This window comes from Rheinheimera soli (assembly GCF_021290985.1).
Lineage (GTDB): Bacteria > Pseudomonadota > Gammaproteobacteria > Enterobacterales > Alteromonadaceae > Pararheinheimera > Pararheinheimera soli.
This window is the reverse complement of sequence record NZ_JAJOYU010000030.1, coordinates 1-13,623: the sequence shown is the minus strand read 5'-3', so window position 1 is coordinate 13,623 and position 13,623 is coordinate 1. Positions and strand designations below refer to the sequence as shown.

Below are 13,623 nucleotides of genomic sequence, written 5' to 3'. Positions count from 1 at the left end.
TTGTTCATTGGCCGTGACCAGACAACAAATAAAACCAGTTTAACGTTACACGCGCTGTTAGTACTGCTCTGCACGACGACCTGAGCGCATTAGTCTGAACGGCAACATAATCAGCATATTTAATAACAAAGCCAACACCACGCCAAACAACAAGCCACTTGCATTCAGCGGTATACCCACTTTGAAATTCTGTAGCACTTCTTTCACCACATGAACTCTGTCGGGATGCAGCATAAAGATCATCTTCTCTAACAAATTGCCATGGGCAAAGATATCCATGCCCTTGGTTAACTCCTGCAATAACTCAACAGTTTGCTGCTTTTGTTCTGCATCCGTTCTGACACTGGGTTCAGCATTTTTCAGGTGGTTATCAATCATAGAGTTCACGTCAGCAAACTGATGGGCTTTTGCCGTTGCTTCATAACCATCCACTTGCCATTTGGTGGCACTGTAAAGTCCTGCCAAATACTGATGATAATGATCCACCAGCAAAGGCATTTGCAACGCTAAAATTAACGCTGCACCAAAAACCAACTTATCGAGCAGTCTTCCAATCAAAATTAAGCGTCCTGTATCCGGTTATCGAATTAAAAATAGTTATGCTGTGAAGGCAAACACCAGGGCCAGCATTAAAACAGCTAGTCCCCAGGGAAATGGCGATGCCCACCAACTGAATGAGTGTTGCCGCGCCGCAATAGAATCTTGTCGCTGTTGTGCTGTTTTTTCGTTACTGGGTTCAAACTTCGCTTTTAATTGCGGCCCGGGGAATAACCCAAAAGTAACCCCCAGTACTATCGCGTACCAGCCAGCCTTTGAGTGTGCCGGAAAATACCACAGCATAAAGAGGCCAATACTCAGCAACACACAACAGCTTATCAGTTCATTTTTTGTAGGGAGTTTCATCATTTTAACCCTTCTGGACCAACAGATTTAAAGGCTGCATTTTGTGACACAGGCAGCGCCGGCCTATGCTCTACAAAGGTTGCTTTAACTCTTTTTGAAACAAGCATGTATGGGATCCAAATGAGACCGCCAATCAAAACTCGCACAAATTCTTTTGTTGTTTCCGGGTCAAACATTTTTTCATTTGGCAACACTTGTGTCAGCAACCAAGCATCAATAGGAATAAACACCAAAGACACGATCACTAGGGCAATGTAAAAACGGGGAAATAAGTAATGCTTTGAAAAGAATAAATAAATCAGATACAAAGAGACCAGCACAATCAAAGAATTGTATAAAAGTTCCCCCATTAGCAACGCCCCCCAGAGTGGCAGGTACATATCGGAGCCAACAGTCGTTAAACTCTCCCAGGTTCCATCGCTAAATATCTGGGTATACATTGGAATATAAGTAACCAATAACCTGACTGGCGCTAAAAGAACTCCTATAGCAACCAAAATAAGCCAGCCACCAAGTCCCTTTAACTCTTTATCGTTATCCATAGTTACTCCATTTCTTGTTGTGCTAAGCATCTCGGTTAGGGACCTGTACATCGGATAGCTAAGCTGTCAGTGAGTGTTTAACTTACGACGAATAGCAACACGGATCTGCTTTTCCGTCTCAACAATGGCAAACAAGGCTACACCTATGGCGAATATCAATATGCCATCCAAAAACGGCACAGGCTCCGTAGCAAACACAGTTTGCAGTGCTGGCAGATAGGTAATAGCAAACTGCGCTGCTGTCACGGCAATTACCACCATCCATACCACTTTTGTGCCACGTATTGCTTTCCACGTCAACGAAGTGCCGTAGATATTTCTGATAAAAAACAGATGAAAAATCTCCATTGCAACCAGCGTGTTAAGCGCTAAGGTACGAGCCAGCTCCATAGAGTAACCTCTTTCTATGGCGAAATAATAAATACCGTAAACGCCAGCTAAGAACAGCAATGAGACAAAAATGATATGCCATATCAGTTCAGCGCTTAACAAAGGCTCACTGCGCGGACGGGGCGGCCGGCGCATGGTATTGTCTTCAGTAGGCTCGAAAGCTAATGCAATGCCCAAAGTAATAGCGGTAATAAGATTGATCCACAGGATCTGTACCGGAGTGATCGGCAAGGCAATACCTAAAAGCAAAGCCACAATAATCACCATGGCTTCACCTGCATTGGTCGGCAGTGTCCAGCTAATCACCTTTTTCAGATTGGCATACACAGTGCGGCCTTCACGAACAGCAGCAACAATAGAAGCAAAATTGTCATCTGCCAGCACCAGCTCTGCAGCTTCTTTGGCCGCTTCTGAACCTTTAAGCCCCATAGCAATACCGGCGTCAGCGCGCTTTAATGCAGGTGCATCATTCACGCCGTCTCCTGTCATGGCCACAGTCATATCATGCGCTTGCAAGGCGGTCACCAGCCGTAGTTTATGCTCAGGACTGGTGCGGGCGAAAATATCACAGTCAAGAACAACGGCGCTGAGCGTCTGATCGTCCATCGCGTCCAAATCAGCACCTGTCAGCACTTTGTCTGAGTTTTGCAAGCCAATTTGGCGACCAATGGCTGCTGCTGTTTTCGCATGGTCGCCGGTAATCATTTTTACCCGGATCCCGGCTTCATAGCACTCTGCTATAGCGGCAATAGCTTCAGGTCGCGGCGGGTCGCTCATTCCTACCATGCCCAGCAAAGTAAGCGAAGCTTCCACATCTTTATGCTGCAACACTCTATGTTCTGCTGGCACCGTTTTCAGTGCAAAAGCCAGCACCCGTTGCCCCTTCGCTGCTATAGCTTCAGCTTGTTGCTGCCAATAGTCGGTATCGAGACTTTGCTCTGTGCCATCACTGCCCATTTGCTGCTGGCACATACTCAGAATACGTTCCGGCGCGCCTTTCACAAAGACAAAGGCATTTTGGTCATGGTTATGATTTAAAGTCGCCATAAAACGATATTGGGCATCAAAGGGAATGGCATCAGTACGAGTCCAGTCCTTTTGTCCTTTGCGAACCTCCATGCCCATTTTCCCGGCGAAGGCAAGCAAGGCCCCTTCCATTGGATCACCTTCTGCCTGCCATTGACCATCTTTGTCACGCAATGCAGCATCATTACAAAGTGCGGCCGCCCTGGCGAGTTTGTCCAATACTCCATAGTCAGCGGGGGAAACATGGCTGTCGTCCAGCGACAACACACCTTCGGGCTTATAACCTTCACCTTCCAGGCTAAACAAGTGCTCTGAAGTCAGGACCGAAGTCACCAGCATTTCATTGCGGGTTAAAGTGCCGGTTTTATCAGAACAAATCACCGAAACCGCCCCCAGTGTTTCGATGGCTGGCAGTCGTCGTACTATCACCTGTCGTTTGGCCATAGCTTGCACTCCAACGGCCAGAGTAATAGTAAGTATGGCGGGTAAACCTTCAGGAATAGCGGCAACAGACAAACCGACCACAGCCATAAACAAATCCGCGAAGGGAGTGTTGGTAACAAAATAACCATAGAGCAGCAAAAGCGCCGCAATACAGAGGATCAGTACAGTCAGCCAGGTTGCAAAGACACTCATCTGTTTGACCAAAGGAGTGCTCAGGGTTTCTACTTCCGATAAAAGGTGACTGATCCGTCCTATTTCTGTATTTTCCGCCGTGGCCACCACAACGCCCTTGCCCTGACCAGCAACCACCAGAGTTCCGGAAAATGCCATACAGAGACGATCACCAAGAGCTGCATCTGCTGCCACTGCTTTTGTCTGCTTTTGCACAGGCACAGACTCACCTGTCAGAATAGCTTCCTGTACTGATAGGCCATGGACACTGAGCAAACGTAAATCGGCAGGCACTTTATCGCCAGCCTCCAGCAGTACTATGTCACCTGGCACCAGCTTTTCACCTTCAAGACTGCTGCGCTCCCCACCCCGAATGACATTGGCACGAGGCGCAAGCATCTGACGAATCGCATCCATTGCCTTTTCTGCTTTACCTTCCTGAATAAAGCCCATAATGGCGTTAGCAACCACAACCGCCAGAATTACCCCGGTATCGATCCAATGCCCCAGTATTGCGGTAATAAAGGCAGAACCAAGCAAAACATAAATAAGGATATTGTGGAAATGCAGCAGAAAACTTATCAAAACACTGCGTTTTTTTGCTTCGGGTAAACGATTAGGTCCATTTTTTTCAAGACGCGCTTCTGCCTCCTGTAGCTCCAAACCTGAAGTGGAGCTGTTCAACTCATCAAGCGACGACTCTGCAGGCTCACTATGCCAACTGGTTTTCTGCTTATCCAATTCTGATGTTTGCATTTTTTTCCCTGCCTTGTGTTGCACTCTGAAGTGTCAGAGTTATGGATTTTTGCGCGGTCCAAGCTTGCAAGCACTCTGTGAAAAAAGAAGATAGCTATAAGGGCGTCGCTACTGCCACCATAGCCTATTAGCCAATTTGCCTGGTTGAACTGGATCAATAGAGTTTGTGATAGAGACTAAAACTGCAGCGGTCCGAAGCCACTTCTGAGGTGTAGTCAGCCTGAGGTACTGCCAGCCTGAGGGATGCTGGCTAAAGCGTCGGTGCGTTGCCGCACCCGGCACTTTGAGATTTAACTGTTCATCAAAGACGCCACAACCTTAGTTAGGCTGCATTTATCAGTGGGCTACAACTGAATCACAGCTAACATATCCTCGCCTTCTTCATCCATACCTACCTCAACGAAGCCAAAGCTGGCATAAAAGTCCTTGGCTACCGGATTTTTGGGGTTATAACAAATTTCAATTTGCTGCAGGCCCGGACTTTGTTTTATCTGCTCCAGAGCAAGATTTAATGCAATCCGGCCTATGCCTTGTTGTTGATGGTGTTGATCCACCATAAAGCGCCAAATCGATACTTTTTCCATGGACTCTTTTACCCACATTAAAAAGCCAACAGGCCTCTGATGCACACAGATAGCTCTGGTTTCATAACCCTCGTTAAACATAGCTTCCACCAGTGACCACATATTGGTGGCCACATAGTCCTGTTGCTCCTCTGTCACATCCAGATCACACACTGCTTCATAATTTTCTTTAGTAACTTGTTCTAGCGATACCTGCACGGTTTGTCCTTAAACTTAGGAAAAAGGTCACGGCGCATCCGCGCCAGAGTGTTTAGCCTGCACTCTTTACTGGCGTACACTCGGGTAGTGTTTCTTTGCAGTAACGGCTATAAAACCTGTGGTGTTTGGGCAAATAGACAAAAAAGTCAGGTGCTCATCATCTTCCGATACTGTATGGCGAGGAGACTGACCCGCAACTATGTCACAAAAAGTACAACTCACATCTATCCTTGTAAGAAATCATCCTGATTGACCAGTCGCCCAGGTCTTGTTACCTGAAAACCATTTTATGTAAGAGAAATCTGCTCCTGTTCAGCTTAACTTTGCAATTGCAGACGTTGACTGACCAGCCATCTATAGCGGACGATTTCCCCACTACAGTTGGCTGGTGCAGTTCATTTAACAAGCAGCAGAACAGAGTGTTCAGCTATTTTGTATAACAAACTCATGAAACTCGTCATTTTCCGGAGGGTTTAATTCTTCCACTGATTTAATTGGGAGTTTTGCAAACAAATGTAGCCAAAAACTATAAGCGGAGCGATCTTCGTTATAGACAGCCACATGCCACTCATTGCTAGAATTTAATAACAACTTATCAATCACAAAAGTAGCGATCCCGAGATTGCGATACTTTGGTAACACAAAAATATCCGAAAGCTCAGGCATTTCTCTGCCCGCTATTTCTGTGGATTCAAGGGTAACAAAACCCGCAACAGCATCATCAACGCAAATTAACCAGGCTTCGCAGTCTTCTATACCTTGGACAACATCGGCCAGATAGTCATCGTCAATATCAAATTGCCCCTTTTCACTGACACTATCACCAGTAAATGTACTTTGGTGATATGCATAAAATTGCCACAGACTGGTCAACAACCCGACTTCATTTTCTTTGAATTTTCTTACTTCAATTTTCATACAAAGATCCTATCTGATGAAAAATCTGAGATGGTGATAACCAACACAACCTTGTGGGCCTTTTAATGGGACGTAAAAAATAATTTATTTATCAAAGACTTTCAATAGCGAACACTAGAATTTTTGGAGTTCGTTACAGAACCATCCTCAGCATCATGAGGCCAACCAAAGCAGACCAGCTGCGGATAATAAATGATTCAAGTTCGCCGTTAAATCAGCCGTCGAACATGGACTGCTGCGCCGCCTGAATGGCAAGTAATGGTATTTCAGAGTTCACTTTACCAAGCGCCTCTAATTGCCTGAAAAATGGAGGGTAAAAGCAAATTTGAACGCACTAATTTTAGCAATTTAAGAAAAATCTATTGAAATGCAGGTACACAGACATTAGTTTGCTATCAGTCAAAAGCATGAAAAAAAGCAGAACAATGATCAATAGCAGCGGGTCGCAACTATACGTCAAAACACAAACCAGACATAAGCTGACAAGGTTACTTTTCGCTTCCGCTCTAGTCTGTATCTCAGCTTGTTCAATGAATCAGGATGTTAAGGTGACAGAAAAAAAGAATCCAGCGATATATTTTGAGATCCCCGTAACAGATATGAGACGTGCGATGGCATTCTACGAAAGGGTATTTGGTTTTGATTTTCAAATTGAAGAGATCCACGGCAATCAAATGGCGCATTTGCCTTTCAACATCGATGGTTCAGGGATCAGTGGCTCATTAGCCCAGGGTGAAATCTATATACCCTCACGGCAAGGCACATTGATCTACTTGCATTCCAACAACATAGACGAGACTTTGCGACGCGCTAAGTTAAATGGCGCCACCATTCTTTTTCCTAAAACTAAAGCAAGCGACTACTCCTTCGTTGCAGAAATTGAAGATAGCGAGGGTAATCGCATTGGCATCATTGAGTCTTTACCATAACTGTTGAACTCAAAGCCCTGGTTACCGGGGTTTGCTTGTACACCACCACAGGTTGTAACGAGCGGAAATTCTGTTTTTTCTCCAGGTAAAACGAAAAATACAACTTAGCAGCAGAGGCATTATCAGCTCCGCATTTAAACGTATTTTACAAAAACACCAGACTCCAGCCACAAAAAAGCCCCTACTGGATCTGGGGCTTTTTTACTGATGGCTTACAGGACGACTTACTGTATTAGTTAAGCACGTTCAGGAATACGCTCCAGCACGGCGAGCAATAATTCCCAGTACTGACCTACAGTAGTGATATTCACCATTTCATCCGGACCATGCGGGAAGCGGATCGTTGGGCCTATCGACACCATATCCATATCCGGGTATGGCTTTTTAAACAAACCACATTCTAAACCAGCGTGGATCACCATAATCACCGGCTCTTTGTTATAAATATCCTGATAGGTGTCGCGCACTATGGCCATGACCGGTGAATCCGGGTTTGGTTTCCAGCCAGGGTAAGCACCGCTGAATTTCACTTCTGCACCCGCTAATAAAGCCAGTGAAGTTAACATGCTTTCTACCTGTTCACGGCCACTGTCTATTAAGGAGCGGATTAAACAGAGCACCTGAATGCTGTTTGTTTTGGTGCTGATCACGCCCATATTTAATGAGGTTTCAGTCACGCCTTCTACTTCATCACTCATCCGCATCACGCCGTTAGGGCAGACATTGAGTAAGTGAACTAAAGTAGTTTGAGTCTTAGCAGTCAGTACCTGAGCCGGAGTAACCACCTCGGCCAGACTGAGTTTTAATGCTGGTTCAACTGCAGCTAACTCAAACTGCAACAAGGCTTCAAATTGTGTCACCGCTTGTTGCAACTGGGTCAGTTTTTCCGAAGGAACAGTCAGCGTGACTGTGGCTTCACGTGGTATCGCATTACGTAACGAACCACCGCTAAAGCTGGCGATGGTTAATTCCAGTTCTGTTGCATGGTCAGCTAAAAAACGCGCCAACAGTTTATTGGCATTGCCACGGCCCAGATGAATATTCACACCTGAGTGGCCACCTTTTAAGCCTGTTAGACTTAAATCAAAAGCGATAACGCCAGTGGCTGCAGCTTGCCACACAACTGGCACTGTAAATTCAGCGTCCACGCCACCGGCGCAGCCCATGTAAATTTCGCCTTCCTGCTCAGAGTCGGTATTGATCAGAATTTCGGCATCCAGCATGCCAGGTTCCACACCAAAGGCACCTGTCATACCTGCTTCTTCGTCTATGGTCAGCAGCACTTCCAAAGGACCGTGTTTAATCTCGTCACTGCCTAAAATGGCTAGTGCTGAGGCCATGCCTATACCGTTGTCGGCGCCTAGTGTTGTACCTCTGGCTTTTACCCAGTCACCATCGACATAAGCATCGATAGGATCTGTAGTGAAATCATGGTTTTTGTCTGCGTTTTTTTGCGGCACCATATCCAGATGCGCCTGGATCACCACCACTTTACGGTTTTCAAAACCTGGTGTTGCAGGCTTTTTAATGATCAGGTTGCCCACTTTGTCTTCAACAACAGTTAAGCCTTTATCACGCGCCCAGTGTTGAATATGCTGGCTTAACGCCTGCTCGTGTTTCGACGGGTGCGGAATAGCACAAATTTGACCAAACCATTGCCATAACGGCTGTGGGTATAAGGATGATAATGCTGACACAACAACTCCTGATTAAGACGCTCAGCTAAAAACGCCGGCATTTTAACATAAAGCACAGCTGGCGCAGCGTTATCAGCTCTGAGTTCCCTCTTCTGCAAAAAGGCTGCAGTGTAAAGATGTAGTGTCAGGATTTTTATCCACTTCAGATAAGCGGCAACTTTGACGTTTTCTTTACATTGTTACTGATAACTTTTACTGCACCATAAGTTACAGAGAATGTTTCATGTATAAATTAACTGTTTTTTTGACTGCGACTCTGCTGGCTCTGGCTGGATGCGGAGGTATGGAATCCTGGATCCATAAAGATGTAAACAGCTCATTTACAGAAAATAAATTCAGCAAGCAAGAGTTAGCTGCTGACCTTGCTTATCTGAAAAAACAGATGGCTGAACGCCACCCTGCCTACCCGGAATTTATTGATCAACAAGCCATAGATAATAAGCACGCCTTTATAGAAAGCCAGTTAAAAGACGGGATGACACGGCAAGAGTTCTTCAGGATCGCAGGCAAAATCAATCCATTGTTCAATGATGGCCACAGCTTTATATTCCCATTGCTGGCAGAAACCAGCTTTGACAAGAAATCTGGCCATAAAATGTTTCCTTTTAGGCTCACAGTCAATGGCGGCAGGCTTTATCTGGAGCACTCTTATGCAAGGAAATCTGATCCAATACGATTAGATAAAGGCACTGAAATTATCAGTATAAATGGAGTCTTCAGCTCCGATTTACTGAACGAGCTTCAAAGCTACAGTCATGGCGAGACAGAGGAGCTGAGAAAGCATATGGCAACATTATTATTTCCGTACTGGCTCAATGCACTCTGGGATTTTAAAGATCATTTTCATCTACGTATAAAAACCCAACAGCAACAGATGTCTTTAGAACTAACACCTTTGGATCAGTGGGAAATGGCTGACGGACAAGCACAGGACAACTGGTTCCGGGTTTTACCGCAAAATATCGCCTATCTGCGGCTTGGTACTTTCGATGTGGGCGCGGAGTCTGCTGATTACTCAGAACTGATCCAGACAAGCTTCACAGAAATAGCAGATAAGAGAATTGATAAACTCATTATTGATGTCAGAGGTAACACAGGTGGGCAAACGGATGCAGGCGCTGAAGTGATCAGCTATTTAACGAACACAACTATTCATCAGTCAGCGAAAGCCACAGAGAAATTAACTCAGGACACTAATGGCCTTTTTGGCTACAAAGGAAAGCCAGGGGAAACCATAGAGCTGGATGTGCTTAATGCAGAAAGCATAAAACCAGCGGATAAACACTTGCGGTTCGGCGGAAAGGCTGTAGTACTGATCAATGAAATGACCTACTCTGCCGGCATTGTATTTGCCACCACTGTGCAAGATCATCAACTGGCTACACTGATGGGTCAAGCCACAGGAGGCCATGCCAACCAAACAGGTAACCTTGTGCCTTTTTATCTTCCGAACACAAAATTGCTGGTGCTGGCTCCCAGCCGTTACATTATTCGGGCTTCTGGCAGCCACAAAAAACAGCCAGTACAGCCGGACATTATGACTGATTATCAGGCAGCAAGTGAGCAGGATCATACGCTTTTAGCTGCCAGCGTTTTGCTGCAACAAAAGTAATCCATAGAGGGTATTGCAATTCAGCTTTGCGCTGATACATCGCCTTACCAGAGAGGGGATCTAAGCTGACAGTGACAGTAATTAAAGCGTCGCTGTCAGTTTTTGAATCTCCACAACTGACTATCCTTCACAAAGCTCCCTCAGCTTGAAACACAAAGGGTATAAACACAAGCTGCCCCATTAGCGGTTAATAAAACCAGCAATAAAGAATTCAACTTTTCCGCAGGATTTACAGGCATACATATCTAAGTTTTCTTTATTAACAAAAAACTCGCCCATCTCGCCTAAAACACCCCAACGTGTGCCTTCGTGGAAACCTTTAGTGCCTAAAAAAGTTAAAGCCGACTTGCACCGGACACAATCTGGACTGATATCCCGTAAGGATTGAACTGGCGCCCCCTGACCTTTTTCACAATTACAGTTCCAGCAGACTTCAAATTCATCATCATCAATAGTGGTATTACAATGTTGGCATTGCCACGACATTATTTTTTCCTTAAATCTTTTCCCGACCGACGACTCACTCGTCGCTCGCAGAGTTACAACACCAGGTGCTAAGACAGTTGCAAAGCTAAAGCCCTCTTTAAATCTGTCGTTAAACAACAAAAGGGCAATCATAACGGGGATCTTGATTGTTTTATTACGCTTTGTTTAATTTTAACGGCTCGTCAGTGACCAGCCTGCCGTAAAGTGCCGAATCAGAGACAACACCATTAATTTCCCAGCGCTGCCTTAGCAGCCCCTCCCTGGAAAACCCGAGTTTCTCCAGAGCGTTCGCCGAGGAAAGGTTGCCCGGGTCAATCTCAGCTTCAATACGACGAAGCCCTAGTTTGTTGAAACCATACTGGATCAAAGCTTCTCCGGCTTCATTAATATAGCCTTTCCCCCAACAAGCCCGACTTAAGCCAAAGCCAATTTCAGCGCGCTTAGACTCTTTGTCATAGTTAAACAGCATACATTTCCCAACCAACTCATCTGTAGATTTCAGATAAATTCCAAGAGTAAGAGATACCTGACGTTGCATTGAATCCTTACTGTCATTGATAAAAGCCACTGCATTCTGAATAGATGTCCAGGGTGGTGTATTCCAATACTTCATCACCTCAGCATCGGAGAATATGCTCAGCAAGGATTCGGAATCACTGATGGCCAGCGGTCGTAATACTAATCTTTTTGTTTCAATAACCGGATAAAACGCTTCAAACATCCATCTCTCCAATTTCGTATATATCTTGCTGGGGAACATGCGGGAACATGCGGGAACAGCGGTACAGCCCTACCACTAGTTGCTGTACTTTGCAGGAAGAATAATAGTTTTATAGCTACAGGACTCAGGATAATGAGTTGACCAGCCTAAAAAGCCCAGTTCAGCGCTGAACCATAGCAGTCATTTGTAACGCCCTGTTTTAACTAAAGCCCCGCTTCAACCATAGTTTTAACTTTATTCGCTTTCTCGAAGTGATTGAGCTTGTGGGTCTTTATCCACCAGGTTGCGGCTTCCATAAGAAGATCCGGATCATCATTTTGGTTGGCGAAAAAAGCATAAAACGAGACACCAACGGACTCTCCCTTACTCAATATTTTACTGGCGCACACCCTGACAATTTTCTCTCTCAGCTCATCTCTCATCGGTTTGCTCCATTGCCTGTAAACCTTTGGCAGATCTGACATTTGTATAAAATAAAAATGTTCTGCTTAACCCTCGTCATCCTTGATGTCTTTCACAACTTCTTTTGTCTCTTTTCCAATAGCCTTGACGGTATCTCTTGATGCATGTCCAATTTTTTTGGTTACATCCCTCGTGGTATGGCCTATGGTTCTGCCTGTTTCTTTTATGCTGGCACAGGATGCCAACATAGATACAGCCACAGAACAGAGGAGAATTTTCATTAGATTATTCAATTTATAACTCCGGAGCTCAAATGCTATAAACCTGGTCTTCGCATTCCACAAAACCCGGAAACTGAACATCACCCGCGCGATATTACTCAACAACTTCTTCCAGCTTCTCCAATGGCACCCACCCTGATTCTGTACTGGCATGTTTTGTACACCATACCCAGCCATTCAAAGTTCTTATGCCCTTCAGTTGCTCTCCTTCCAACACATTGAGTTCCCTTGCCGTATAGCCTTCAAGTGCCATCCCTGTCAAATCGCCAAGTCGCTCAATAACCTGGCCAGGAACCCAGCCAGGTTCTTGCCCTGACGTGCTGCAAAGGAACCAGTTATCCCAGTCTTCAGCTCCTGAATATTTTTCACCAACGATAAGCGTATCCCCTTTTTGAACCTAATAGGCTTTGGAAACTCGCTTTCGTGTGGGCTGACAACAAGGTACTTCTTCGTATTCATAAAGCTCTCAACATTCTTGCTGACTTCTCCATCAGGCAGCACTTCACCGATAACCTGCATTCATTGGTCAGATAACGTATCTGTCTGATTTTTACTTTGAATAATTGGCAAAATATGATTCCGGCTCAGGCGGTGGTGTGTTGCATTTGCATACTTAGTGTTGTGTGCGTTCAGCAACAACACGACCAATAAGTCGCGATCCGGAACAAATTGAATGAGTGCAGTGTAACCAAAGTCTGTACTGCCCCCCATTTGAATGATGGGCTCCCCCTGGATATCAAGCTTGGAGAAGCTGCCCAACAACCATTTTTCGTTGGCCTGAGTAAAGGTTAAATTAGCTGTGTTGTCGGGAAACAGAGTTCCTTGTTTCAGCGCGACAAACCAGGAGGCTAAATCATCCACTGACGTTACCATGCCTCCAGCGCCAATAAGCGCCCAGGTTAAGCCTTTCTGATAGGTTGTACTACCTTGATCATCACCGCCATATCCACGAGCCAGCTTACTGACCGATATAGTTGGGTCCTGATAAAAGCCGGTATCAGCCAGTTTTAAAGGACTTAACAGATACTCATGAACATACTGTTGAAAGCTTTGAGCAGTTATTTTCTCCACTATGGCGGCCAACAGCGTATAGGCTGCATTTGAATACGCAATCTTTTCGCCAGGCGCAGCAATCAATGGCATGGATAAAATTCTGCGTTCAGCCTCAGCCTTATCCATAGGTTCAAAGTCAGAATCGTTATGAAAGTTATCCAAACCACCAGAGTGCCCCAACAACTGCTCAATGGTGACAGGTTTTATAGCAGCGGCAGCTTCCGGATAAATATCTCCGACCCTAGTGGACAGCTGCAACCTTTTATTGGCAACAAGCTGAAGCACTGCAGCGGCGGTGAATGTTTTAGCAATAGAGCCCATATCCGAGACAGTGCCAGCACTATTGCTTATCCGAAGTTGCCTGTCTGCACAGCCGTAAGCGGCCTTAAATACCACGCTGTTGTTCTGAGCAATAAGTACCTGCCCAGCAAAAGTGCCCGCCTTGTGTTCACGCTGAAGTTCATCAGCCAAAGCAGTAACCACTGTGTTATTTGTCTGAATGACTGGTGC

General features: G+C 45.4%; 15 protein-coding genes. 2 read left to right on the top strand and 13 right to left on the bottom strand.

Features of this window, described 5'->3' with window-relative positions; genetic code table 11:
* Positions 1-57 precede the first annotated feature (57 nt).
* The 6 genes from LSG37_RS17060 to LSG37_RS17035 form a co-directional block, all read right to left on the bottom strand.
* Positions 58-558, bottom strand: coding sequence for a DUF2937 family protein (locus LSG37_RS17060; RefSeq protein WP_233081011.1), 501 nt, complete (start codon positions 556-558; stop codon positions 58-60).
* A gap of 39 nt (positions 559-597) precedes the next feature.
* Positions 598-906 (bottom strand): hypothetical protein, encoded by a 309-nt coding sequence (locus LSG37_RS17055; RefSeq protein WP_233081010.1) that lies wholly within the window; start codon positions 904-906, stop codon positions 598-600.
* Positions 903-1,445 (bottom strand): DUF2569 domain-containing protein, encoded by a 543-nt coding sequence (locus LSG37_RS17050; protein ID WP_233081009.1) that lies wholly within the window; start codon positions 1,443-1,445, stop codon positions 903-905. Before LSG37_RS17050 ends, LSG37_RS17055 begins: the two co-directional genes overlap by 4 nt.
* Before the next feature lie 66 nt (positions 1,446-1,511).
* The gene (locus LSG37_RS17045; RefSeq protein ID WP_233081008.1) at positions 1,512-4,232 is read right to left on the bottom strand and encodes a cation-transporting P-type ATPase; all 2,721 of its coding nucleotides are present in this window, start codon (positions 4,230-4,232) and stop codon (positions 1,512-1,514) included.
* Positions 4,233-4,576: 344 nt separating this feature from the next.
* Positions 4,577-5,014 carry a GNAT family N-acetyltransferase gene (locus LSG37_RS17040; RefSeq protein ID WP_233081007.1) on the bottom strand — a complete coding sequence of 146 codons (438 nt, stop codon included), beginning with the start codon at positions 5,012-5,014 and terminating at the stop codon, positions 4,577-4,579.
* Between the two features lie 423 nt (positions 5,015-5,437).
* Positions 5,438-5,932 (bottom strand): GNAT family N-acetyltransferase, encoded by a 495-nt coding sequence (locus tag LSG37_RS17035; protein WP_233081006.1) that lies wholly within the window; start codon positions 5,930-5,932, stop codon positions 5,438-5,440.
* Between the two features lie 548 nt (positions 5,933-6,480).
* Between LSG37_RS17035 and LSG37_RS17030 the strand changes: the two genes are divergently transcribed.
* Complete coding sequence (locus LSG37_RS17030; RefSeq protein WP_233081005.1) at positions 6,481-6,861, top strand: VOC family protein; 381 nt, start codon at positions 6,481-6,483, stop codon at positions 6,859-6,861.
* Positions 6,862-7,097: 236 nt separating this feature from the next.
* On the opposite strand, the gene LSG37_RS17025 is transcribed toward LSG37_RS17030, so the two are convergent.
* Positions 7,098-8,558 (bottom strand): aminoacyl-histidine dipeptidase, encoded by a 1,461-nt coding sequence (locus LSG37_RS17025; RefSeq protein ID WP_233081004.1) that lies wholly within the window; start codon positions 8,556-8,558, stop codon positions 7,098-7,100.
* A 283-nt stretch (positions 8,559-8,841) separates the two neighbouring features.
* Between LSG37_RS17025 and LSG37_RS17020 the strand changes: the two genes are divergently transcribed.
* The gene (locus LSG37_RS17020; RefSeq protein ID WP_233081003.1) at positions 8,842-10,170 is read left to right on the top strand and encodes a S41 family peptidase; all 1,329 of its coding nucleotides are present in this window, start codon (positions 8,842-8,844) and stop codon (positions 10,168-10,170) included.
* Positions 10,171-10,350: 180 nt separating this feature from the next.
* On the opposite strand, the gene LSG37_RS17015 is transcribed toward LSG37_RS17020, so the two are convergent.
* From LSG37_RS17015 to LSG37_RS16990, 6 genes are all read right to left on the bottom strand, one after another.
* Positions 10,351-10,788, bottom strand: coding sequence for a hypothetical protein (locus LSG37_RS17015; protein ID WP_233081002.1), 438 nt, complete (start codon positions 10,786-10,788; stop codon positions 10,351-10,353).
* Between the two features lie 22 nt (positions 10,789-10,810).
* Positions 10,811-11,377 (bottom strand): GNAT family N-acetyltransferase, encoded by a 567-nt coding sequence (locus LSG37_RS17010; RefSeq protein ID WP_233081001.1) that lies wholly within the window; start codon positions 11,375-11,377, stop codon positions 10,811-10,813.
* 203 nt (positions 11,378-11,580) lie between these two features.
* Positions 11,581-11,799: a DUF6500 family protein gene (locus LSG37_RS17005; protein ID WP_233081000.1), complete on the bottom strand. Its 219-nt coding sequence runs from the start codon at positions 11,797-11,799 to the stop codon at positions 11,581-11,583.
* A 66-nt stretch (positions 11,800-11,865) separates the two neighbouring features.
* Entirely contained in the window at positions 11,866-12,072 is a 207-nt protein-coding gene (locus tag LSG37_RS17000; protein WP_233080999.1) for a hypothetical protein, read from the bottom strand.
* Between the two features lie 246 nt (positions 12,073-12,318).
* The gene (locus LSG37_RS16995) at positions 12,319-12,579 is read right to left on the bottom strand and encodes a hypothetical protein (protein ID WP_233080998.1); all 261 of its coding nucleotides are present in this window, start codon (positions 12,577-12,579) and stop codon (positions 12,319-12,321) included.
* Positions 12,580-13,623: serine hydrolase domain-containing protein (locus tag LSG37_RS16990; protein WP_233080997.1), on the bottom strand; the 1,044-nt coding region annotated here is incomplete at its 5' end.

Bases quoted from the DNA above. Each gene is read 5' to 3' on its own strand.
- LSG37_RS17055 (WP_233081010.1), bottom strand. From the start codon at position 906: ATGATGAAACTCCCTACAAAAAATGAACTGATAAGCTGTTGTGTGTTG.
- LSG37_RS17050 (WP_233081009.1), bottom strand. From the start codon at position 1,445: ATGGATAACGATAAAGAGTTAAAGGGACTTGGTGGCTGGCTTATTTTG.
- LSG37_RS17045 (WP_233081008.1), bottom strand. From the start codon at position 4,232: ATGCAAACATCAGAATTGGATAAGCAGAAAACCAGTTGGCATAGTGAG.
- LSG37_RS17035 (WP_233081006.1), bottom strand. From the start codon at position 5,932: ATGAAAATTGAAGTAAGAAAATTCAAAGAAAATGAAGTCGGGTTGTTG.
- LSG37_RS17020 (WP_233081003.1), top strand. From the start codon at position 8,842: ATGGAATCCTGGATCCATAAAGATGTAAACAGCTCATTTACAGAAAAT.
- LSG37_RS17015 (WP_233081002.1), bottom strand. From the start codon at position 10,788: ATGATTGCCCTTTTGTTGTTTAACGACAGATTTAAAGAGGGCTTTAGC.
- LSG37_RS17010 (WP_233081001.1), bottom strand. From the start codon at position 11,377: ATGTTTGAAGCGTTTTATCCGGTTATTGAAACAAAAAGATTAGTATTA.
- LSG37_RS17005 (WP_233081000.1), bottom strand. From the start codon at position 11,799: ATGAGAGATGAGCTGAGAGAGAAAATTGTCAGGGTGTGCGCCAGTAAA.
- LSG37_RS16995 (WP_233080998.1), bottom strand. From the start codon at position 12,579: ATGCAGGTTATCGGTGAAGTGCTGCCTGATGGAGAAGTCAGCAAGAAT.